The sequence below is a fragment of the Streptococcus sp. 29896 genome (genome assembly GCF_032594915.1).
In the GTDB taxonomy this organism is placed as follows: Bacteria; Bacillota; Bacilli; order Lactobacillales; family Streptococcaceae; genus Streptococcus; species Streptococcus suivaginalis.
Map to the genome: position 1 here is coordinate 498953 of NZ_CP118733.1, position 22179 is coordinate 521131.

Consider the following 22179-nt stretch of genomic DNA (forward strand, 5'->3'; position numbering starts at 1 on the left):
GCTATTTTTAGGCTTATTCAGTGGGGTGATTTACTTTTTTCTGATTGGCTTTGATGATGATGTCGCCCTTAGGATTCATGATGGCACGCAAGTCTTTTTCTTGCGGATGCTCCAGATAGAAATCCGTAATGGCATCCTCAATCTGATCCTGAATGGTTCTGCGGAGTGGACGAGCTCCCATTTTTGGATCGTAACCCAAGTCAACCAGTTTTTCCTTGACCTTTTCAGTAACATGGAGATTGATACCATTGTTAGAAAGGCGCTTGTTAACATCTTCTAACATGAGGCTGACAATTTCGAGAAGGTTTTCCTTGCTGAGTGGCTGAAATTCGATGATACCGTCAAAGCGGTTCATAAATTCTGGACTAAAGAAGTTACCGAGTTGGTTCAGAACAGAGTGGGTTCTGCCTTCCATTGCTGCACCGAATCCGACGCTGGCTTCCACTTTCCCAGTACCAGCATTTGATGTCATGATAATGATAGTATCCTTAAAGCTGACAGTTCGACCTTGTCCATCTGTCAAGCGCCCATCGTCTAGAACCTGAAGGAACATATGCATAACATCAGGGTGGGCTTTTTCAACCTCATCGAGCAAGATGAGGGAGTAAGGATTACGGCGTACTTTTTCAGTTAGTTGACCGGCTTCTTCATAGCCCACATATCCTGGAGGAGCACCAACTAGCTTGGCTACAGCATGTTTCTCCATATATTCAGACATATCGAAGCGGATCATACTGTCTGCTGAACCAAAGAGTTCAATGGCTAATTGTTTGGACAGTTCGGTTTTTCCGACACCTGTTGGTCCGACAAAGAGGAAGGAGCCGATTGGACGATTCGGCGCTCCTAGGCCAACACGGTTGCGGCGAATGGCCTTGGCAATCTTATCCACTGCGTCATCTTGTCCAATGACGTGGGCTTTGAGGTCGCTGGCTAGGTTGATGAGTTGAGATTGCTCTTTTTCTTTGAGGTCACCAACGGGGATATTGGTTTTTTGTTCGACAATGGCTTCGATTTCTTTTTCAGTAATGAGTGGTGTGTCTTCTTCGCTCAAGGTTGCCTTTTGCATTTCCTTGTATTTGGCGATTTGGTCACGGTAGTAGGCTGCTTTTTCGTAATCTTCGTCGCGGGTAGCTTGTGCTTTACGATTTTCAGCTTCGATCAAGCGTTGATCAATTTCTTTGGGATCTACAAAGTTGAGGGTCAAGTTCATCTTAGAGCCTGCCTCATCCAAAAGGTCAATGGCTTTATCTGGTAAGAAGCGATCCTGAATGTAACGGTTAGAGAGAACTGCAGCGGCCGCGATTGCTGCATCCGTATATTTGACATGATGGTAGTCCTGGTACTTGCTCTGAATACCCTTGAGAATGGTAATAGTTTCCTCCACACTCGGCTCATCAACCTTTACAGGCTGCATCCGGCGTTCTAAGGCTGCATCTTTTTCGATAATACGGTACTCATTTAGCGTAGTTGCTCCAACCAGTTGCATTTCTCCACGTGCTAGGGCCGGTTTGAGGATATTGCCTGCATCCATATTGCCATCGCCTGCTGAACCTGCACCAACTATCTCATGGATTTCGTCAATAAAGAGGATAATCTCGCGACGGTTCCGGATTTCTTCCATGAGTTTTTGCATGCGTTCTTCAAACTGACCTCGGATACCAGTTCCTTGAACAAGGCTAACAACATCAAGGCGGATGACTTCCTTACCTTGCAATTTTTGTGGTACATCGCCATCCACAATTTTTTGGGCCAGGCCTTCAACGACAGCGGTTTTACCAACACCTGGCTCGCCAATGAGAACTGGGTTGTTCTTAGTACGGCGGTTGAGAATTTCAATCACTCGTCGGATTTCTTGATCGCGACCAATGACAGGATCAATATCGCCACGACGGGCAATTTCTGTGACATTGATACCAAACTCTTCTAATAAACCGTTTGGCTTTTGTGGTGGCTGCTGATGACCACCATTGCCATTGCTGCCTCCACCTGACTGTGTAGGTGGTGTTTGGTTTCGTGCCTTTCCTGCTGGTGTATGACCTGGATAGCTACCTAGATGATTGAAAAATTCGCTGAAGGGATCCATATTGTTGGGATTGGCTAAATCACCGAGCCCTTTCAAAATGGCATTATTAGGATCAGTTTTCATGATTTGATAGCAGTTGTGGCAGAGGTCAACCTGTTGTTGTTTTCCGTTTAGGTTGGTATAGAGATGGATGGTTGCGTCATTGATTTTACAGTTATGGCAAAGCATATCGTTCCCTCTTTTCTATTTTCTGACCAAAAACTATTAGTCAATAAAGGTCAAATATAAGTCAATTATATCAAGTTTCCATTAAAATGCAAGAATCTGCTATCTTCCTTTCTCGTTTTCAGTAGTTTCGTTTTTGGAACAAAATCTGTCCCGTTTTTGAAGGGATGTGATTGCATAAAGATGAATTTGTGAGTATTTATAGATGAAACCCCTTTCTTCTTGTATTTTACCATGAAATTAACCAATAGAAAAGGAAGGAAAATAGGGGATTATCCAGCTAAAATACTTACAAATTATCAAAAGTGTGGTAAAATATACCTATACTAAGAATTAGGAGACATTTTATGGAATCACATTTGGTGAGAATCATTAGCCGTTTGCAGGCTATGGCCAGTGATGGCGGAACCTTGAAACGAAACTTTGAACGTGAGGGTGTCGTTGTGGCAGAGGTTGCTTATAGTAATGATGAAGTCAATGGTGCAGTCTTTACATTGAGAGACGTTGCTGCAAGAGAAACCTATACTTTTGACAGCATTGATTTGATTGCAATGGAAATTTACGAGCTTCTTTACTAGAAGAGACGAAGAAGGCGCTGACGAAGCGCTTTTTCTTCTGAATATTTTTTTGTAATATTTGAATTTTTATGCACATTGTGGTATAATTATGAAAATCGTTGATTAGGAGTATGTAAATGGATTTTTCTTTTCTTTCAAAATATATAGGCTATTTTAATTACGGAGCCTTGGTAACCATTATTATCGCCTTCTTTGTTGTCTTTTTCGGAAGTATTTTAGGTCTTCTTTTGGCTTTGGCTCAACGCAGTAAGTGGAAGGTCTTGGTTTGGTTTGCAAATCTGTATGTATGGATTTTCCGTGGAACACCCATGTTAGTGCAGATTATGATTGCTTTTTCGATGATGCACCTGTCTGCACCAACTTTTCAATTGGGAGTGTTGTCAGTGGATTTGACACGATTGATTCCAGGAATTGTCATTCTTTCGATGAACTCTGGCGCCTATGTCTCAGAGACTATCCGTGCAGGAATCAATGCTGTTCCAAAAGGTCAGCTAGAAGCAGCCTACTCGCTAGGGATTCGTCCGGTTCAGGCTATGCGCTATGTCATTATGCCCCAGGCTATTAAAAACATCCTGCCTGCTTTGGGAAATGAATTTGTGACCATTGTCAAGGACAGTTCATTGTTGGCAACCATTGGTGTAATTGAGTTGTGGAATGGTGCAGGTTCTGTTGCAACCATGACTTATCTGACTAGAGAGCCGTACTTTGTAGCAGCCGCTTATTATTTGATGATGACCAGTATTTTGACGTTTGCCATCACGCGCTTTGAGAAGAAATTAAACAAGGGAGGTCAGGGCCATGACTAATGCCATTATCTCAATCAGAAATTTGCATAAGTATTTCGGAAAAAATGAAGTCTTAAAAGGCATTGACTTGGATATCCAACAAGGCCAGGTGGTTGTCATTATCGGACCTTCTGGATCAGGAAAATCAACTTTCTTGCGGACCATGAATCTCTTGGAAGTTCCGACCAAGGGAACGGTGACTTTTGAAGGGGTTGATATTACAGATAAATCAAATGATATTTTCAAGATGCGTGAAAAGATGGGGATGGTTTTCCAGCAGTTTAATCTTTTCCCAAATATGACCGTCTTGGAAAATATTACCCTGTCTCCAATTAAGACAAAAGGCATTGCAAAGGCAGAAGCTGAAGCCAAGGCCAAGGAGTTGCTTGAAAAGGTTGGTCTGCCAGATAAGGCACAAGCCTATCCACAAAGCCTTTCAGGTGGTCAGCAGCAGCGGATTGCCATTGCACGTGGTTTGGCTATGGATCCAGATGTCTTGCTCTTTGATGAGCCGACCTCTGCTCTTGACCCTGAGATGGTCGGTGAGGTCCTTGCGGTTATGCAGGACCTGGCTAAGTCTGGGATGACCATGGTCATCGTGACCCATGAGATGGGATTTGCGCGTGAGGTGGCTGACCGTGTTATCTTCATGGATGGAGGTGTCATTGTTGAAGATGGCACACCAGAAGAAGTTTTCGAACACACCAAAGAAGAACGGACCAAGGATTTCTTATCTAAAGTCTTGTAAGATTAACTCCGACATTGTTCGGAGTTTTTTATATTTTTTGATGATTTTGGGAAGTAAGTGAGTCAAAAGGTTGAAAAATAAGGTATAATGAAGAAAAAAGTGAGGAGAATTCAAGAGATGGTCGTGATTGATGGAAAGGCTTTGGCAGCAAAAATGCAGGCTGCCTTGGCAGAAAAAACAGCTCAATTAAAAGAGGAAAAAGGCCTGGTGCCAGGTCTTGTTGTTATTTTGGTGGGTGAAGATCCTGCTAGTCAGGTCTATGTTCGCAACAAAGAGCGTTCAGCCCTTGCAGCAGGATTTAAGAGCGAGGTGGTGAGAGTACCGGATACTATTTCAGAAGCTGAATTGTTGGAATTAATCGAAGGCTACAATCAAGCTGATGAATGGCATGGTATTTTGGTACAGTTACCTCTACCTGCCCACATCAGCGAAGAAAAAGTTTTGTTGGCTATTAATCCAGACAAGGATGTGGACGGTTTCCATCCAACCAATATGGGTAAATTCTGGTCAGGTCATCCTGTCATGATTCCATCAACTCCAGCAGGGATTATAGAGATGTTCAAGGAATACCAGATTGAACTAGAAGGCAAGTCAGCCCTTGTCATCGGTCGTTCCAATATTGTGGGAAAACCCATGGCCCAGCTTCTGCTGGATGCTAATGCGACAGTAACCATTGCCCATTCTCGGACTAAAAATTTACCAGAATTGGCTCGTCAAGCGGATATTTTAGTTGTTGCCATTGGCCGTGGACATTTTGTGACCAAGGATTTCATAAAGCCAGGTGCAGTCGTGATTGATGTGGGCATGAACCGGGATGAAAATGGCAAACTGATTGGGGATGTCAAGTATGATGAAGTGGCAGATCTAGCCAGCCACATCACCCCAGTTCCAGGAGGAGTTGGGCCTATGACCATTACCATGCTTATGGAGCAAACTTATGAAGCATGTGTCAGAAGTGGGAAATAGAAAAAATAGATGAGGTTGGCAAGAGCTGACCTCGTTTTTTATATAAGAAAATCCCATAGGTATTTTGAACCGCACCCCAAAAGTTAGAATGAAAAAATCTAACTTATGGGGTGCTATTTTTATGAAATTAAGTTATGAAGACAAAGTCCAAATTTATGAGTTACGTCAAAATGGTAACTCCCTCAATTCCTTGTCAAAACAGTTCGGTATTGCTCAATCTGGTATTAAATATATGATTCGATTGATTGAGAGATATGGCTTAAGTATTGTTAAAAAAGAGAACAATAACTACTATTCCCCAGAATTAAAGCAAGAAATGATTGACAAAGTACTTCTTAATAAGCAGTCAGCTCTCTCCGTCTCACTTGATTATGCCTTGCCAAATCGTGGAACCCTTTCAAACTGGATAGCACAATACAAGAAAAACGGGTATACTATTGTTGAGAAAACAAGAGGGAGGCCACCAAAAATGGGGCGTAAATCAAAGAAAACCTGGGAAGAGATGACGGAGTTGGAGAGACTTCAGGAGGAAAATGAACGATTACGCACTGAGGTAGCTTACCTAAAAAAGTTGAGGGAGCTTCGTTTAAGGGACGAAGCCAGAGAGCAAGAAAGACTCAAACAATTAGAGAGATGGTCGAAGAAGGATTCCGACTAGACATCCTTCTGACTATTTCCCAATTAGTTCCTTCTACCTATTACTATCAAGTCAAACAAATGGACAAACCGGATAAAGACAAGGACTTAAAAGCTGAAATTCAAGCTATTTATGATGAACATAAGAGAAACTATGGTTACCGTCGCATTCACCTTGAGTTAAGAAATCGTGGATTTTCTATCAATCATAAGAAAGTACAACGGCTGATGAAAGAACTAGGCTTATCAGCTCGTATTCGCCGATGTAAGAAATACAAGTCTTACAAGGGGGATGTGGGCAAGAAAGCTCCTAATCTCATTGAGAGAGCCTTTGAAGGGACTAAGCCTTTTGAGAAGTGCTATACAGATGTGACGGAGTTCGCTCTGCCAAATTGTTCTGAAAAACTCTATCTGTCACCTGTTCTGGATGGCTATAATAGCGAAATTATTGATTTTACCTTGTCCCGCTCACCTAATCTCATGCAAGTTAAGTCCATGCTTGAGAAGGCCTTTCCTGAGGAAACTTACCCAAATACCATTCTCCATAGTGACCAAGGTTGGCAATACCAACACGAAGCCTACCATCATTTTCTTGACAGTAAAGTTATACGTCCTTCCATGTCTCGCAAGGGAACTAGCACGGATAATGGTATGATGGAGTCCTTCTTTGGCATATTGAAAACAGAAATGTTTTACGGATTTGAGAAGACTTTCAAGTCTCTCGATCAACTAGAGCAAGCTATCACTGATTATATTTTTTACTACAACAATAAACGCATTAAAGCAAAACTAAAAGGACTTAGTCCTGTTCAGTACAGAACTAAATCCTTTCACTAATATTTTTTATCTAACTTTTTGGGCTCAGTACACTTTTGACTAGGGATTGCATTTTTAAGGATTGGCAACAGAGAAAGTATCCCCGTGCGCTAAGTCACCGTGAGTATAACCGAGGTCAAACCATTTTTTACGTTGGGCAGAGGTCCCATGTGTGAAACTATCAGGAACGGTACGGCCATAGGCTTCTTGTTGGAGGGTATCATCACCAACAGCATGAGCTGCATTCATGGCCTCTTCGATGTCTCCAACCTCCAGGAGACCCTGACCTTCCACGTATTTGGCCCATGCTCCAGCGTAGTAGTCCGCTTGTAGCTCCAAACGAACGTTGAGGGCATTACCTTCTTTATCAGATAACTTAGCGCGTTTTTGATGATAGGCACCAAGGATTCCCAATTCGTTTTGAACATGGTGTCCAACTTCGTGAGCAATAACGTATGCCATAGCAAAGTCGCCTGCGGCATTGTAGCGGTTGGACAATTCCTGATAGAAGGTCGTATCAATATAGATTTTTTGATCTGCAGAACAGTAGAAGGGACCTGCTTGAGAAGATCCGATTCCGCATCCAGTTTGGGTCTGATCGGAGTAGAAGACCAGGGTTGGAGCGTCATATGTGTAGCCATTGTTGGCAAATTCTTGTGTCCAAAAGTCTTCTGTTGAGCCTAGGACCTTACTCATGAAAATGGCATCTTGGTCGGAGATATTGGTGCCAGAGGTCGTTACCTGACTGGACTGGTATTGGTTATAGGAGGTCGATCCTGGCAAGAGATTTCCCAAGCCAGACATTCCGCCAAAAAGTAGAAAGACCAGAATCAAGACCAATTTACCCTTCCAACCCAGTCTTGAAAAGAGGAGGCTAAAGAGAAGGTTGCTACCGCCACTTGCCTGTCGATAGTTTATACCAGAACTGGGTTGCCCTCGGCGATCTTCTATGTTTTTACTTTGTCTCAGATCATCTAATTTCATATTTTTCTCCTTGAAGTTCTTGATAATATTATATAGTAAATTGGAAAAATTTACAGTAATTTTAATCAGAAAAAGCCGTTTTTTCAAAGAGGAAATTAGAGGGAATTTTTGATATAATAGTAGAGATACAGTAGAGAAGGAGTGGGCATGGTTGAATATTTGTCGGTTAGCCATCTAACCAAGTATTTAAAATTAAAGTTTGATCGAGATCCCTATTTGGAACGTGTTTACCTGACTGGTCAAGTGTCCAACTTCCGTAAGCGACCAAGTCATCAGTATTTTTCCTTGAAAGACGATAAGGCTGTCATTCAGGCGACCATGTGGGCAGGGGTCTATAAACAGCTAGGCTTTGAATTGGAAGAGGGGATGAAGATCAATGCCGTCGGCCGTGTTCAGCTCTATGAACCAAGTGGGTCCTATTCCATCGTCATTGAAAAAGCAGAGCCGGATGGGATTGGTGCCTTGGCAATCAAGTTTGAGCAGTTGAAGAAAACTTTGGCAGACGAAGGACTGTTTAAACCAGAATTCAAGCAAGTCTTGCCACGTTTTACGAAAAAAATCGGCGTGATTACTAGTCCAAGCGGAGCGGTTATTCAGGATATTATTACAACGGTTAGCCGCCGCTTTCCTGGAGTGGAAATTGTCCTCTATCCGACAAAGGTTCAAGGAGATGGGGCGGCTGAGGAAGTTGCGACCAATATTCAACGTGCCAACCAGCGTGAAGATTTAGATGTTCTCATCGTCGGTCGTGGTGGCGGGTCCATCGAAGACCTCTGGGCTTTTAATGAAGAGCGAGTAGTGCGAGCGATTTTTGAATCTCGCATTCCTATCATTTCCAGCGTGGGGCATGAAACTGATACGACCTTGGCAGATTTTGTAGCAGATAGGCGGGCGGCAACACCAACTGCAGCAGCAGAACTAGCTACCCCAGTCACCAAGGCTGATTTGTTGGGTTATTTGAACCAGCAGGAAACCCGAGCTTTTCAGGCCATGACCAATCGGTTGAAATACTTGCGTGGACAGGTTGAAAAAATTAGCCAATCCGTCCTCTTTCGTCAACCCGAGCGCCTCTATGATGGCTATGTGCAAAAATTAGATAGACTAACTCATCAACTTCAAGTACGAATGAGAGAAGTCTATGGGCAACAAAAACAGGCTAGTCTTTTGCTTGATCAGCGCCTGCAGGGCATCCAGCTTGAACGAAGATTGGAAGGATTAATTGAAAAAGTTGGTCAGCAACAACGCCTACTGAAGAGCAATATGGCAAATATCTATGATAATAAGGTAGCAAAAGCAGATAAACTTATGGAAGCCTTGACCATGCTGGATACCAGTCGCATTGTAGCCCGTGGTTATGCTCTAGTGGAAAAAGAAGGACGAGTGGCAGATAGTGTCACAGTAATTGAAGAGAATGATCGGTTGACAGTTCGCATGCGAGACGGTCACCTACAAGTGGAGGTAAATCATGTCCAAAAAGACGAAAACATTTGAAGAAAACTTAGCTGAATTAGAAGGAATCGTGACCAAGTTGGAACAGGGTGATGTGGCCTTGGAAGAGGCACTTGCCGAGTTTCAAAAAGGAATGATCCTATCGAAAGACCTGCAAAAGACACTTGCGGAAGCTGAAAAGACCTTGGTCAAGGTCATGCAGGCAGATGGCAGTGAAGCGGAGATGAACTAATGGTTGATGTGAGACGGATTGATCAGGAAATTCGCGATTTTTATTACAAACGTGGAACCATTGTTTCGGAAGAATTGATTGATGCGATTTTGTATTCGATTGATGGTGGTGGAAAGCGGATTAGACCGATCTTATTACTTCAAATCGTGGAAGGATTTGGGGTTGAACTGCAGCAAGCCCACTACCAAGTGGCCGCTGCCTTGGAAATGATTCACACGGGAAGTCTGATTCATGATGATTTGCCAGCTATGGATAATGATGATTATCGTAGAGGTCGACTTACTAACCATAAGAAATTTGACGAAGCGACAGCTATTTTAGCAGGCGATAGCCTCTTTTTAGACGCTTTTGGTCTCTTGTCTCTGGCTGATTTGCCAAATCAAGTTTTACTTGATTTGGTACAGCTTATGTCATTAGCATCTGGAACTTTTGGGATGGTCGGTGGTCAAATGCTGGACATGCTAGGTGAAGGAAAAAAATTGGAAATTTTTGACCTGATAAATATCCATAGCAATAAGACAGGTCGATTATTGACATTCCCATTTCATGCAGCAGGGATTATTACGCAACAGCCTAGTTCCGTTGTCAGTTCCTTGTGGCAAGCTGGGATGTTGATTGGTCATGCCTTTCAGGTTCGAGATGACATTTTAGATGTAACGGCAGATTTTGATGAATTGGGTAAAACGCCTCAGAAAGATTTGGCGGCTGAAAAAGCTACTTATCCAAGTTTGTTAGGATTGGAGGAGTCCAAATTCATTGTTCAAGATTCATTGAATAAGGCTGTGGCTATTTTTAAGGAATTAGAAGAACACAATGGCTTTAAGGGGCAAGACGTGTATCAATTGATAGAAAGTTTACGAATCAATGGCTAAGGAAAGAGTAGATGTATTAGCTTATAAACAGGGGCTTTTCGAGACGCGGGAGCAGGCTAAGCGTGGAGTTATGGCTGGCTTAGTTGTCTCCGTCATCAATGGCGAACGCTATGATAAACCCGGCGAGAAAATTGACGAGGGAATTGAACTCAAGCTCAAGGGGGAAAAACTCAAGTATGTCAGCCGAGGTGGTCTCAAATTAGAGAAAGCCATGGAGTTTTTCGAATTATCAGTTGAAGGGCAGACAACGATTGATATTGGAGCTTCGACAGGTGGATTTACGGATGTTATGTTGCAGGCTGGTGCCCAGCAGGTCTATGCAGTGGATGTTGGTACCAATCAGCTGGCGTGGAAATTGCGTCAGGATGAGCGGGTTATCAGCATGGAGCAGTATAATTTCCGCTATGCTGAGTTAGCTGATTTTGAAGCAGGGCAACCGACCTTTGCCTCTATTGATGTCAGCTTCATCTCCCTGAGCTTGATTTTGCCAGCTCTACATGGCATTTTGGCAGACAAGGGCCAGGTGGTTGCCTTGGTTAAACCACAATTTGAAGCCGGACGGGAACAGATTGGGAAAAATGGCATTGTCAAGGACAAGGCTGTCCATCTCAAAGTTTTAGAGCAAGTAACTGCAATGGCTATTGCAACAGGTTTTTCTGTCAAGGGCTTGACCTTTTCTCCAGTCCAAGGCGGACATGGTAATATTGAATTTTTAGCCCTGCTTGAAAAATCAGAATCAGCCCAGTTTGAGACCACAATCAACCTTTCTCAGTTGGTTCAATTGGCACATGAGGAATTTCAGAAGGATGAATAAAAAAGAACGTTTAGAATTAATACAGGACCTGGTAGTCCGCTATCCAATCGATACCCAAGATGAGATTGTAGAGCGCCTGAAAGACTTTGGGGTTCAGGCAACACAGGCGACTGTTTCGCGTGATATTAAAGAATTGGGGATTATCAAGGTTCCAACGGCCGATAACACCTACATTTACGGTTTGCCAAAGCCCAAGCAGAAATCGCCAGAAACCAAGTCAATCCTACACTTGAGAAGCATGGACAAGATGATCCATATTGACCTGGTTCCAGGTTCCGCCTTGGTGATTAAGCGCCAAATTTTGGAGCAGTTTGGGGACCAAGTCTTCAGCGTCATCGCGGATGATGATAGCATTTTGCTGATTGTGAAAGATGAAGATTATCTTCCGCAAATCCAGCAGACAATAAGGATGTGGTAGGATGTTACTAGATATTTCGATCAAGAACTTTGCCATTATTGAAGAAGTCTCCTTGACCTTTGACAAAGGTATGACCGTCTTAACAGGGGAGACAGGCGCCGGAAAATCGATCATCATCGACGCCATGAACCTGATGCTGGGAGCACGCGCGACGACAGATGTTATCCGCCACGGCTGTCCCAAAGCTGAGATTGAGGGTCTTTTTTCCTTGGAACAAAGCAGAGCCCTGGAGCAAGTATTGGAAGAGCAGGGGATTGAGGTGACCGATGAGCTGATTATCCGTCGGGAAATCCTACAAAATGGCCGATCTGTCAGCCGAATCAACGGTCAATTGGTTAATTTGTCTGTCCTCAAACAAGTCGGCCAATTCTTAGTAGATATTCATGGCCAACATGACCAAGAAGAATTGATGAAAGCCCAGCACCATATCCGTTTATTGGATAGTTTTGGCGACCAAGCTTTTTGGGACTTGAAAACAGCTTACCAAGAGGCCTTTGAGTCCTATCGTACCATGCGCAAGCTAGTTCTTGAAAAACAGCGCAATGAATTAGAGCATAAGGCCCGCATCGAGATGCTGGAGTACCAGATTGCTGAGATTGAGGCGGCAGAACTCAAGGCGGGTGAAGATCGCCAGCTCCAACAAGAACGTGACCGTCTTTTGAATCATAAGCAGATTGCAGATACATTGACCAACGCCTTTGTTCTACTGGACAATGAAGATTTTTCCAGCCTATCCAATCTTCGATCTGCCATGAATGATTTACAAAGTTTGGAAGAATTTGACCCAGACTATAAAGAACTGTCCACAAATTTGACAGAGTCTTACTATGTCGTTGAAGAAGTGACTAAGCGTTTGGGAGACATCATCGACGATCTGGATTTTGATGGCAATCGTTTACTGCAACTGGAACAACGTTTGGATGTGATTCACTCCATGACCAAGAAATATGGAGGCGACCTGGCTCATGTCTTGGACTATTTGGACAAGATTACAGAAGAATACAATCTCTTAACTGGTCGAAATCAAGGAGAGCAAGATTTTGAAGGCCAATTAAAACATTTGGAAAAACAATTGGTTTCCTTGGCAGATCAGTTGCTAGTAGCTAGACAAGGCTTGGCTAAGGAATTGGAAGCAGATATTGCACAAGAGTTGAAAGACCTGTATATGGAAAAAGCTCGCTTTCAAGTGCAATTTTTCAAGGGTAAGTTTAACCGAGAAGGTAACCAAACAGTAGAATTCTACATCGCAACCAACCCTGGTGAAGACTTGAAACCCTTGGTAAAAGTAGCTTCTGGAGGAGAATTATCCCGCCTGATGTTGGCCATTAAATCCGCTTTGGCTCGCAAGGAAGGCAAGACCGCAATTGTGTTCGACGAAGTTGACACGGGGGTATCCGGTCGAGTTGCTCAGGCCATCGCTCAAAAGATTTACAAGATTGGGCAATTTGGCCAAGTTTTGGCGATTTCCCACCTGCCTCAGGTAATCGCTATAGCGGATCACCAGTTCTTTATTGAAAAGGTTTCAGATCAAGAAAAGACAATTTCACGGGTCCGCTTGTTGGAAATGGAAGAGCGCATCGAAGAAATTGCGAAAATGCTTGCCGGCGACACTGTATCTGCTGCAGCACGCGCACAAGCCAGAGAATTAGTCGAAAAAGGGTAGGGACTCTATCCTTTTTCTTTTAGGTTATTATTGTAAAATTTCCAAAAATTGGCCCAAATTTGATATAATAGTGGTATTCATTGAAAAGAAAAGTAGGAAGATGTATGTCACGAGTTAAAATTGTAACGGATTCAAGCACGACAATGGAAGAAAGTCTGTTGGCAGAATTGGACATCACCCGTGTTCCTTTATCAGTTATGGTGGATGGTGTGGTGTATTCCGATGCGGATTTGTCAGAAGGCCAGTTTCTTCAATTGATGCGTCAAAGCAAGCATTTACCAAAAACAAGTCAACCTCCTGTTGGCTTGTTTGCAGAGACTTTTTCAGACTTAGCGAAGGATGGCAGTCAAATCATCGCTATCCATCTTTCTCACGCCCTTTCTGGAACTGTTGAAGCCGCTCGCCAAGGGGCTAGTCTTTCAGGTGCAGATGTAACGGTTATAGATTCAGGCTTTACAGACCAGGCAGCCAAATTCCAGGTAGTAGCAGCCGCAAAAATGGCACAGGCTGGAGCGAGCAAGGAAGAAATCTTGGCTAAGCTAGAAGAAATCAAAGAAAAAACCCAATTGTTTATTGGGGTTTCAACCTTGGAAAACCTAGTCAAGGGGGGACGTATCGGTCGAGTTACTGGTTTACTCAGCTCCCTGCTCAATATCCGTGTCATTATGGAGATGACCGACCATCAATTGAATCCAGTTGTCAAAGGTCGCGGAGCCAAAACCTTCAAGAAATGGCTGGATGAATTTAGCCAGAGCCTGTCCCAAAAGTCAGTTGCTGAGATTGGTGTTTCCTATTCAGGATCACCTCAATTCGCCCAGGAAATCAAGGAAAAACTGGCAGATAAAGTTTCTAGTCCGATTTCGGTCTTGGAAACAGGTTCCATCATTCAAACTCACACAGGCGAGGATGCCTGGGCTATTTTAGTGCGCTATGAATAGCCGGAAAATAATCGAAAACCTAGTAGTCTTTTTCCTTAGTCTTCTAGGTTTTCTGCTATTATTGAACTTAATGATTCCGAACCAGGCTCCGATTTTGTCCAAGGGGCAGGAAAAACTGGCGCCGCCCAGTTTGACCTACCTGGCTTTGGGGGATTCGCTGACCGAAGGAGTGGGGGATGAAACTGGACAGGGGGGCTTTGTGCCGCTCTTAGCCCAAGAATTGACCAATCGCTATGGCTATGAGGTCACCAGCTACAATCAAGGTGTTTCAGGCAATACAAGCTCGCAAATCTTGAAACGAATGGAAGAAGCGGATCTGGCCAAACAATTGGCAGCAGCGGACTTACTAACCCTGACTGTCGGTGGTAATGACCTGCGGAAGCTCTTAGTTGGGCACTTAACGGATTTGAGTGATCAGGTTGTAGCAAAAGGGATTCGGGATTATCAGAAACGCTTGCTGCAGTTGATTGAGACAGCACGTCAAGACAATCCCGACCTACCCATTTATGTTTTAGGGCTCTATAACCCCTTTTTGGTTAATTTCCCAGATTTGGACCAATTGGACCAGTTGATTCGGGAGTGGAATCAAGCCACCCAGGAGACCCTATCTAGTCTGAAAGCTGTTTACTATATAGATATTTATCAGGATATGGTCGAGATTGACCAGGACCAGACCGAAGAGTTGAGTCTAGAAGACCTTTTGACCTCTGAAGATTACTTCCACCCTAGTCATACAGGCTATGAGGTCATAAAAAAAGTGATGATGGAGGAAATTGATGCAAGCAAAGAGCAATGGCAAGATTAATGTTTGGAAATGGGCCTGTTTACTCTTATTAGCCTTTCAACTGGCCTTTGCATTGGTCATTTGGAAGCGAGTAACAACTGTACGTGAAGAAATAGCTAGCCAGATAGTTTCTAGCCAAACTGGTGAAAAGGTTGGGCAATTTAGCACCTCGAAAGAAGAACTCAATCAACTGATGAATAGCTATTTGGAAGAATACCAAACAGAGGATTTTTCTTATCAAGTCTATCTCAATTCTCAATTTCTCCTTTTTGAAGGTAGCTACCAATTCCTTGGCTCTAGCATTCCACTGTCTATTTATTTTATCCCTTCCAAACTTGAAAACGGTGATATCTTATTAAAAGTTTCGGAAATTTCAGCAGGCACGCTTCCGCTTCCAACAAAGGAAATTCTGACCTACATTGATAAGAATTACAAGCTACCAACCTTTATTCAGATTGATAAGGATCAGAGTCAACTCGTTATCGCATTGAATCAGTTGGAAAATGATTTAGGGCTATTTGCCCGAGTAAATACCATTGATTTATATAATGATCAAATCCTACTAGATCTCTATCGAAAAAGCTAGAAATGGCATTAAAAACTTGACCAAATCGAGATTTTTAGGTACTATATTAAGGTGAGTAATAACTCAGAAAATTATTGGAGGACTTAGCAAATGGCTAATAAACAAGATTTGATTGCAAAAGTTGCAGAAGCAACTTCATTGACTAAAAAAGACTCAGCAGCAGCAGTTGATGCAGTATTTGCAGCAGTAGCTGACTACCTTGCAGCTGGTGAAAAAGTACAATTGATCGGTTTCGGTAACTTTGAAGTTCGCGAACGCGCAGCTCGTAAAGGTCGTAACCCACAATCTGGTGAAGAAATCACAATCGCAGCATCAAAAGTTCCAGCATTCAAAGCTGGTAAAGCACTCAAGGATGCGGTTAAATAAAACAGTCTGGGGATAGACTGTTTTATCCCTCGCCTAGAAATAAAAGAGCGAGGAATAACGTGAAAAAGCCTATTGCATCAACGTTTCTACGTTATGCAATAGGCTTTTTTCTGTGTTTTGGGGCTCCCAGAGTCTGCGGAGTGAAATAGAGCAAAAGCATTTTGCACGAAAGAGTCAAGAAAAGCGTATCAAAATTTGACACGCTCTGTAGCTATTGTTTGACCCAGTTTCGACCAGGTTCTTGAGTAGGTGGTAAACGATCACCTTTGTCGATGTGTACCACACGTCCGCCAGAAACTTGTCCACCACGAGGACCAACTTCTTGATATGTCCCTGCAGGTTGATTGTCAGTTCCTGGTTTGATTAGGTTTTTACTCATATCGTTTTCTCCTTTCCTTAATACTTGACGCACAGGAGAAAATCACTTAATTTGGTAGTTAAAGTTGGATTTATTTTCCTGATTGTCATAGGTATATTATAACAAAGTTCACTATATATAGTGTTACAAAAGTATTTCTATACTATATCTAGTTGTTTTCATATTCAAGAAGAAAAATAAAGATAAACTGATTTATAAATTTTGATTGATTTGGATGATTGAGTACAATTAATATTGTGACTCAATAGATGGAATAATATATTATGCAAAATCCTCTAAAAAGTATTGATTTTTTTGTTTTATCAGGAATTATTCGTACAACAAAAAAACCAGCCTTGGTGGGCTGATTTTTAAGGAGATTTATGAAAAATTTTAGGATATACTTACAGTATAACCGAATTTTCAGAATATTCATCGGTCTTTAGACCTATTTTGAAAAAAATGCTATACTATCAACTAGGAGGAAATGGCATGATTCGTTTAGCTAGGCAAGCTGATATTCCAGTATTAATCAATCTCTTGCAAGATATTTTACAGGTCCATCATCAGGAGCGGCCGGATATTTTTAGAAGCTCAGGGCAAAAATTTTCTGAGGATGACTTAAAGGCGCTTTTGGACAATCCAGCTAAGCCGATTTTTGTTTATGAAGTGGACGGTCAAGTGGTTGGCCATCTATTTTGTGAGCTTAGGACTGCGACAGGTGATGTTTTGGAACCAGTCAAAACCCTCTTCATAGATGATTTGTGTGTGGCCAGTGCTGCGCGTGGTCAAAAAATCGGTGAGCAATTCTATGACTTTGCCCTTTCCTATGCCAAGGAGCAAGGTTGTCACAACCTAACATTGGACGTATGGGCTGACAATTCGGGAGCCGTTCGATTTTATGAACGCTTGGGTATGAAGCCGCAAAAGTTCCGCATGGAGCAAATAATCGACTAAAAAAAGAGGCTATCCCTCTTTTTTATGTTGTCTCAAAGTTGCCAATAGTTTCTGTGCAGTTTCTAGGTTGCTGTGTTTTTCTTTGCGCAGGAGTTGGGCCAGTTGATCCACTTCTTGTTCCTCAGCACCAGCAAGGAGGGCTAGGGATTTGGCATGGAGTTTCATATGACCTGCCTGAATACCAGAAGTGACCAAGGCTCGCAGGGCCGCAAAGTTTTGACAGAGACCGACAGAAGCGATGATGGAGGCTAGTTGGCGAGCCTTGGGCTGGTTGAGCAGGTCAAAAGCAACAGCCACCTTGGGATTGAGCCCAATCGAGCCACCGACCGAAGCAATCGGAAGGGGCAGGGTGATGGAGCCGACCAAGTGCTCCCCATCAATAGACCAAGTAGAGAGTCCCTTGTACTGTCCATCACGGCTGGCATAAGCATGAGCACCGGCCTCAACCGCCCGCCAGTCATTTCCAGTCGCAAGCACCACGGCATCGATACCGTTAAAAATCCCCTTGTTATGAGTGGCAGCCCGATAAGGGTCCACCTGGGCTAGCTTGCTAGCTAGGGCAATTTTTTGAGCCGTTTCTTGGGCAATAGAGAAGCTAGTAGACAGACTGGATATGGCAAGACGACACTGGGCAGTGACTAGAGATTCGGTTGCATAGTTGGACAAAATTCCCATCAAGGCTTGTCCTTGACTGAGTTCTTCCAAATCATCCTTAATGGCTTCAAGCATGTTATTAAGAATATTAGCACCCATGGCTTCTTGGACATCCACCTGAAGATAGACAATCAAAAACTCATCCTTACTTTCCACAGTCAGGTCACGAGCGCCCCCTCCGCGTTTCACAATAGATGGATGGGCTTGATTGGCAGCTTCTAAAATAGTAGCTTTCTGGTCGAGAATAGCCTGACTTGCTCGGCTATGGTCAGGAACATCAAAGAGTGCCACCTGTCCAATCATGATACGGTTGTGGATGGTGGTGGTAAAACCGCCAGAACGAGCGATGATTTTGGCGCCGAAAGAAGCAGCGGCAACCACAGAAGGTTCTTCTGTCACCATAGGAACAGAGAAAACCTGGTCATCGACAAGTAATTCAGGCAGAACCGAGAAGGGCAGGGAAAAGGTTCCCAGATGGTTCTCCGCCATCTTACCTGCAATGGATTCAGGAAGATTGGTGTCATGATGAAGAATGTCCAAGCTCGTTTCTGACAGAGGTTTGTTTTGGTGGAGGATGTCAATGCGCTCTTGGCGTGATTTTTTATAGAATCCTGAGAAGTGTGCCATGGTTTCCTCTTTCTAATTTCTAACGAAAAGCGCCCTTGGTGAGAGCCAAAGGGCGCCGTTTTGGCTTTTATTTACGATAAATCCGTTTGTGTTTGTCTACTTGAATGAGGGCAAAGGGTTTTGGATCTTCTGGAAGGTCAACTGATGTACCTGTCTCGTCCAAGTTGATTTCTTGGAAGAAGATTTGTTCATATTCTTCCATACTGATTTTGGTCCGTTGGTTGAGGCTTTCTAAGCGATTTTGGTCCAATTGTTTCTGGTATCCTTCAACAAGGGAACCGCTGAAGATTTCACAGACAGCACCGCTACCATAGCTATAAAAGAGGATTTGATCCCCTGCCTCGAGCGCTCTGCTATTTTCCAAAAGGGAAAGGAGAGAGAGGAAGATGGAGCCTGTGTAGATATTGCCGACAACCTTGTTATAGACGATGGCTTCTTGGAAGCGCTCTGTCAAGCGGTTGAGGGTTTCTTCATTTTTAGCGATGGCTTGCAAACCTTTGAGACCTTGCTTGGAGAAGGGGATGTGCAAGCACATGGCTGCAAAATCTTCAAGCGACTGACCTGTTTTTTTCTGGTAATAATCAAAGGTTGTGGTCAAGCAGTCGGTGTATTGGATTGTAGAGAAGCGACCATCAACGCGAGGGTACTTGTCATAGTTTGGTCGCCAGAAGTCATAAATGTCGCGAGTCTGGCAAACATTGTCATTATTGAGGACCATGATGCGTGGGTTAGCAGTGACCAACATGGCAACTGCGCCAGCACCTTGAGTTGGCTCACCACCTGACTCTAATCCATACTTGGCGATATCACTGGCAATCACCAAGACTTTTGAATCAGGAAATTGAGCGATGTGGCTCTTGGCTAAACTGAGTCCAGCTGTAGCTCCGTAGCAGGCTTCCTTCATCTCGATGGAGCGAGCAAAGGGCTGGATGCCTAATAAACCATGAATAGATACAGCAGCGGCCTTACTCTGGTCTACGCTTGACTCAGTTCCGACGATGACCATGTCAATGGTCTGTTTGTCTTCTTCTGTCAAGATAGCTGCAGCAGCTTGAGCGCCGAGGGAGACAATGTCTTGCGTGACGGGTGCAACAGCCATCTCTGACTGGAGAAGTCCGATTTTATATTTATTGGGATCAATGTTGCGGGCTAGGGCTAAATCAGCCAAATCTAAAACAAAATCTGGCGCCGCAAAGCCGATTTTATCAATACCGATGTTCATAAGTGTTCCTTCCAACCTATTCCTTGTTTTATGCATGAGAAATAATGAGGCTTATTCCTTGACCGCCTCCGATACAGAGGGCACAGAGGCCCAGCTTTTTATCTTGTTTGTTGAGTTCATGGATGAGGCTAACCAAGATTCGACTGCCGCTAGCTCCAATCGGGTGGCCCAAAGCGATGGCACCGCCGTTGACATTGACCTTGGAAGGGTCAGCTCCTAATTGTTCGACAACTGGAATGGATTGGGCTGCGAATGCCTCATTTAGTTCAAATAAATCAATATCTTCTACAGTTTTGCCAATCTTTTGAAGCGCCTTTTTACTTGCAGTAACTGGTCCCATTCCCATGAGGGCAGGATCTAGACCGCTTGTAGCATAACTTTCGATATAGGCCAGAGGCATGAGGTTTAGCTCATTAGCCTTTTCCTCAGACATGAGAATGAGGACTGCACAGCCATCATTGATACCAGAAGCATTGGCAGCTGTAACCGTTCCATCTTTTTTGAAGGCAGGTCGTAAGGTCGCCAGTTTTTCAAGTGGTGTTAGTCGAGGATACTCATCCTTATCAAAAATACTTTCGCCCTTTCGACTCTTCAGCTTTATTGGTACAATCTCATCGATAAAGCGTCCTTCAGCAATAGCTTTTGCAGCTTTTTCTTGACTAGAGTATGCAAAGGCGTCTTGGGCTTCACGACTGATTTGATAGCGTTCAGCCACATTTTCAGCTGTAATGCCCATGTGATAGTCGTTGAAAGCATCTGTCAAACCATCTGTCAACATGGAATCTTCTAAAGTAATATGGCCAAACTTACTTCCAAATCGGCTGGATTTGGAGAGATAGGCAGCTTGGCTCATGATTTCGATGCCTCCAGCAACAACGACATCATTGTCACCAAGCATGATGGATTGGGCAGCCAGGAGGACTGACTTGAGACCTGATCCGCAAACTTTATTGACACAGTAAGCGGAGGTGGTTTCTGGAAGTCCAGCCTTTAGGGCGATTTGACGGGCAATATTTTGTCCATGCCCAGCAGAAAGGACATTGCCGAAAATGACTTCGTCAATGTCTTCTTTTGGTATGTGTTTGGTACTGAGTGCGTGTTCAAGGACTTGTGCACCTAAATCGGCGATGGCAATGTCCTTGAGACTGCCTCCAAAACTACCGATTGCAGATCGGTAGGCTGAGACGATAGCAACTTTTTTCATGGGTACTCCTAACAATAGACTAGGAAATATTTCCAAATTTCTTTCATTCATTATACCATTTTTTTGGCAAAAACAAGGAAATAAAAATCAGTCTCAGGGCTGATTTTGGCGGTAAGGACATGTAAGCGTAATCAGAAATGGGAAAGACTAGCCTTTTTCCTGAAATTCGTGTAAAATAGAAGGGTAACAGAGGGAAACCTCAAAATAAAAAGGAGAATCCATTAATGGTAAAATTGGTTTTTGCTCGCCACGGTGAGTCTGAATGGAACAAAGCTAACCTTTTCACTGGTTGGGCTGATGTTGATTTGTCTGACAAAGGTACTCAACAAGCAATCGACGCTGGTCTTTTGATCAAAGAAGCTGGTATCGAGTTTGACCTTGCTTTCACATCAGTATTGAAACGTGCGATTAAAACAACTAACTTGGCACTTGAGTCTGCGGACCAATTGTGGGTACCAGTTGAAAAATCATGGCGTTTGAACGAGCGTCACTACGGTGGTTTGACAGGTAAAAACAAGGCAGAAGCTGCAGAACAATTCGGTGATGAGCAAGTTCACATCTGGCGTCGTTCATACGATGTATTGCCTCCAGATATGGCAAAAGACGATGAGCACTCAGCACATACTGACCGTCGTTATGCTCACCTTGACTCAGCAGTTATTCCAGATGCTGAAAACTTGAAAGTAACGCTTGAGCGCGCTCTTCCATTCTGGGAAGATAAAATTGCTCCAGCTTTGAAAGACGGCAAAAACGTATTCGTAGGTGCACACGGTAACTCAATCCGTGCCCTTGTAAAACACATCAAAGGCTTGTCTGATGACGAAATCATGGATGTGGAAATTCCAAACTTCCCACCACTTGTTTTCGAATTGGATGAAAACTTGAACATTGTAAAAGAATATTACCTATAATATTGTGAGCAAAACACCTGAGCTTTCCTCAGGTGTTTTTTAGATTTGACAAAAAGGAGAACAGTTGAGGTTAGACAAAATGGGAATTTAGTAACAGTCTTGATTGCTGACTCTTTAGTCAATCAAACACTGTGCTGTAAGATGACAGGATGTTGAAAAGTTGTTCTGGGATTTGTGCTCGCTTGCTTCATCTCCACTAGAACCTCACTTCGCTATCTCTAGGGTCGGGCTGAAACAGTTCACGGAAAGTTTTCACTCTCTTAGACTGGGCAATCATTTGCTTGGAGAATAAGAAAGTGAGGCAGTCAAGTTGTGTCAGTTTGTTTTCTGTTACTAGAATACCTCTGTTTGTATAAGTTAATA

Annotated in this window: 23 protein-coding genes; 17 read left to right on the forward strand and 6 right to left on the reverse strand. The window is 43.3% G+C overall.

From position 1 onward, the window contains the following. Positions 1-13: 13 nt before the first annotated feature. Positions 14-2251, reverse strand: a complete 2238-nt coding sequence (locus PXH68_RS02375) for an ATP-dependent Clp protease ATP-binding subunit (protein WP_248028267.1) — start codon at positions 2249-2251, stop codon at positions 14-16. Between the two features lie 344 nt (positions 2252-2595). On the opposite strand from PXH68_RS02375, the gene PXH68_RS02380 reads away from it, so the two are divergent. From PXH68_RS02380 to PXH68_RS02400, 5 genes are all read left to right on the forward strand, one after another. After that, on the forward strand, positions 2596-2826 hold the full coding sequence (locus tag PXH68_RS02380) for a DUF1797 family protein (protein ID WP_158455487.1): 231 nt from the start codon (positions 2596-2598) through the stop codon (positions 2824-2826). A 116-nt stretch (positions 2827-2942) separates the two neighbouring features. Then, the gene (locus PXH68_RS02385) at positions 2943-3632 is read left to right on the forward strand and encodes an amino acid ABC transporter permease (protein ID WP_172043662.1); all 690 of its coding nucleotides are present in this window, start codon (positions 2943-2945) and stop codon (positions 3630-3632) included. After that, entirely contained in the window at positions 3625-4359 is a 735-nt protein-coding gene (locus tag PXH68_RS02390) for an amino acid ABC transporter ATP-binding protein (protein ID WP_158455483.1), read from the forward strand. The genes PXH68_RS02385 and PXH68_RS02390 overlap by 8 nt, the downstream gene beginning before the upstream one ends. A 117-nt stretch (positions 4360-4476) precedes the next feature. Next, on the forward strand, positions 4477-5325 hold the full coding sequence (locus PXH68_RS02395) for a bifunctional methylenetetrahydrofolate dehydrogenase/methenyltetrahydrofolate cyclohydrolase (protein ID WP_248028271.1): 849 nt from the start codon (positions 4477-4479) through the stop codon (positions 5323-5325). Positions 5326-5446: 121 nt separating this feature from the next. Beyond that, positions 5447-6798 (forward strand): IS3 family transposase gene (locus tag PXH68_RS02400; protein ID WP_316715801.1). Its coding sequence is split into 2 segments (ribosomal slippage): positions 5447-5903 and positions 5903-6798, totalling 1353 coding nucleotides; the frame shifts between segments, so codons are not numbered across the junction. A 54-nt stretch (positions 6799-6852) separates the two neighbouring features. On the opposite strand, the gene ypfJ is transcribed toward PXH68_RS02400, so the two are convergent. Beyond that, positions 6853-7761, reverse strand: a complete 909-nt coding sequence (gene ypfJ, locus PXH68_RS02405; protein WP_248028337.1) for a KPN_02809 family neutral zinc metallopeptidase — start codon at positions 7759-7761, stop codon at positions 6853-6855. Between the two features lie 147 nt (positions 7762-7908). On the opposite strand from ypfJ, the gene xseA reads away from it, so the two are divergent. The 10 genes from xseA (at position 7909) to PXH68_RS02455 (ending at position 15883) form a co-directional block, all read left to right on the forward strand. Beyond that, positions 7909-9252 carry an exodeoxyribonuclease VII large subunit gene (gene xseA / locus PXH68_RS02410; protein WP_248028336.1) on the forward strand — a complete coding sequence of 448 codons (1344 nt, stop codon included), beginning with the start codon at positions 7909-7911 and terminating at the stop codon, positions 9250-9252. Next, the gene (locus PXH68_RS02415) at positions 9227-9442 is read left to right on the forward strand and encodes an exodeoxyribonuclease VII small subunit (protein WP_205031703.1); all 216 of its coding nucleotides are present in this window, start codon (positions 9227-9229) and stop codon (positions 9440-9442) included. Before xseA ends, PXH68_RS02415 begins: the two co-directional genes overlap by 26 nt. Beyond that, entirely contained in the window at positions 9442-10314 is an 873-nt protein-coding gene (locus tag PXH68_RS02420; RefSeq protein ID WP_248028335.1) for a polyprenyl synthetase family protein, read from the forward strand. The genes PXH68_RS02415 and PXH68_RS02420 overlap by 1 nt, the downstream gene beginning before the upstream one ends. Further along, positions 10307-11128: a TlyA family RNA methyltransferase gene (locus PXH68_RS02425; RefSeq protein WP_205031701.1), complete on the forward strand. Its 822-nt coding sequence runs from the start codon at positions 10307-10309 to the stop codon at positions 11126-11128. Before PXH68_RS02420 ends, PXH68_RS02425 begins: the two co-directional genes overlap by 8 nt. Beyond that, positions 11121-11546: an arginine repressor gene (locus PXH68_RS02430; protein ID WP_158455471.1), complete on the forward strand. Its 426-nt coding sequence runs from the start codon at positions 11121-11123 to the stop codon at positions 11544-11546. Before PXH68_RS02425 ends, PXH68_RS02430 begins: the two co-directional genes overlap by 8 nt. Position 11547: 1 nt before the next feature. After that, positions 11548-13209, forward strand: a complete 1662-nt coding sequence (gene recN / locus PXH68_RS02435) for a DNA repair protein RecN (RefSeq protein ID WP_248028334.1) — start codon at positions 11548-11550, stop codon at positions 13207-13209. A gap of 104 nt (positions 13210-13313) precedes the next feature. Then, the gene (locus PXH68_RS02440; RefSeq protein ID WP_248028333.1) at positions 13314-14147 is read left to right on the forward strand and encodes a DegV family protein; all 834 of its coding nucleotides are present in this window, start codon (positions 13314-13316) and stop codon (positions 14145-14147) included. A 70-nt stretch (positions 14148-14217) separates the two neighbouring features. After that, complete coding sequence (locus tag PXH68_RS02445) at positions 14218-14952, forward strand: SGNH/GDSL hydrolase family protein (protein WP_248028332.1); 735 nt, start codon at positions 14218-14220, stop codon at positions 14950-14952. Continuing rightward, the gene (locus tag PXH68_RS02450) at positions 14924-15517 is read left to right on the forward strand and encodes a YpmS family protein (RefSeq protein ID WP_248028331.1); all 594 of its coding nucleotides are present in this window, start codon (positions 14924-14926) and stop codon (positions 15515-15517) included. The genes PXH68_RS02445 and PXH68_RS02450 overlap by 29 nt, the downstream gene beginning before the upstream one ends. Before the next feature lie 90 nt (positions 15518-15607). Continuing rightward, complete coding sequence (locus PXH68_RS02455; protein WP_093650803.1) at positions 15608-15883, forward strand: HU family DNA-binding protein; 276 nt, start codon at positions 15608-15610, stop codon at positions 15881-15883. 211 nt (positions 15884-16094) lie between these two features. Here the strand turns inward: PXH68_RS02455 and PXH68_RS02460 are convergent, their stop codons facing one another. Further along, complete coding sequence (locus tag PXH68_RS02460; protein WP_105128986.1) at positions 16095-16262, reverse strand: YjzC family protein; 168 nt, start codon at positions 16260-16262, stop codon at positions 16095-16097. Positions 16263-16733: 471 nt separating this feature from the next. Between PXH68_RS02460 and PXH68_RS02465 the strand changes: the two genes are divergently transcribed. Beyond that, positions 16734-17198, forward strand: coding sequence for a GNAT family N-acetyltransferase (locus PXH68_RS02465; protein ID WP_248028330.1), 465 nt, complete (start codon positions 16734-16736; stop codon positions 17196-17198). A gap of 9 nt (positions 17199-17207) precedes the next feature. Here the strand turns inward: PXH68_RS02465 and PXH68_RS02470 are convergent, their stop codons facing one another. The 3 genes from PXH68_RS02470 to PXH68_RS02480 all read right to left on the reverse strand — a co-directional run bounded on the left by PXH68_RS02470 (position 17208) and on the right by PXH68_RS02480 (position 20905). Further along, positions 17208-18479, reverse strand: a complete 1272-nt coding sequence (locus tag PXH68_RS02470; RefSeq protein ID WP_248028329.1) for a hydroxymethylglutaryl-CoA reductase, degradative — start codon at positions 18477-18479, stop codon at positions 17208-17210. A gap of 67 nt (positions 18480-18546) precedes the next feature. Further along, positions 18547-19701 carry a hydroxymethylglutaryl-CoA synthase gene (locus tag PXH68_RS02475; protein WP_248028328.1) on the reverse strand — a complete coding sequence of 385 codons (1155 nt, stop codon included), beginning with the start codon at positions 19699-19701 and terminating at the stop codon, positions 18547-18549. 28 nt (positions 19702-19729) lie between these two features. Next, the gene (locus PXH68_RS02480; protein WP_248028327.1) at positions 19730-20905 is read right to left on the reverse strand and encodes an acetyl-CoA C-acetyltransferase; all 1176 of its coding nucleotides are present in this window, start codon (positions 20903-20905) and stop codon (positions 19730-19732) included. A 224-nt stretch (positions 20906-21129) separates the two neighbouring features. Here PXH68_RS02480 and PXH68_RS02485 point away from each other — a divergent pair, with 224 nt between their 5' ends. Further along, the gene (locus tag PXH68_RS02485; RefSeq protein WP_158455453.1) at positions 21130-21816 is read left to right on the forward strand and encodes a phosphoglycerate mutase; all 687 of its coding nucleotides are present in this window, start codon (positions 21130-21132) and stop codon (positions 21814-21816) included. Positions 21817-22179 lie beyond the last annotated feature (363 nt).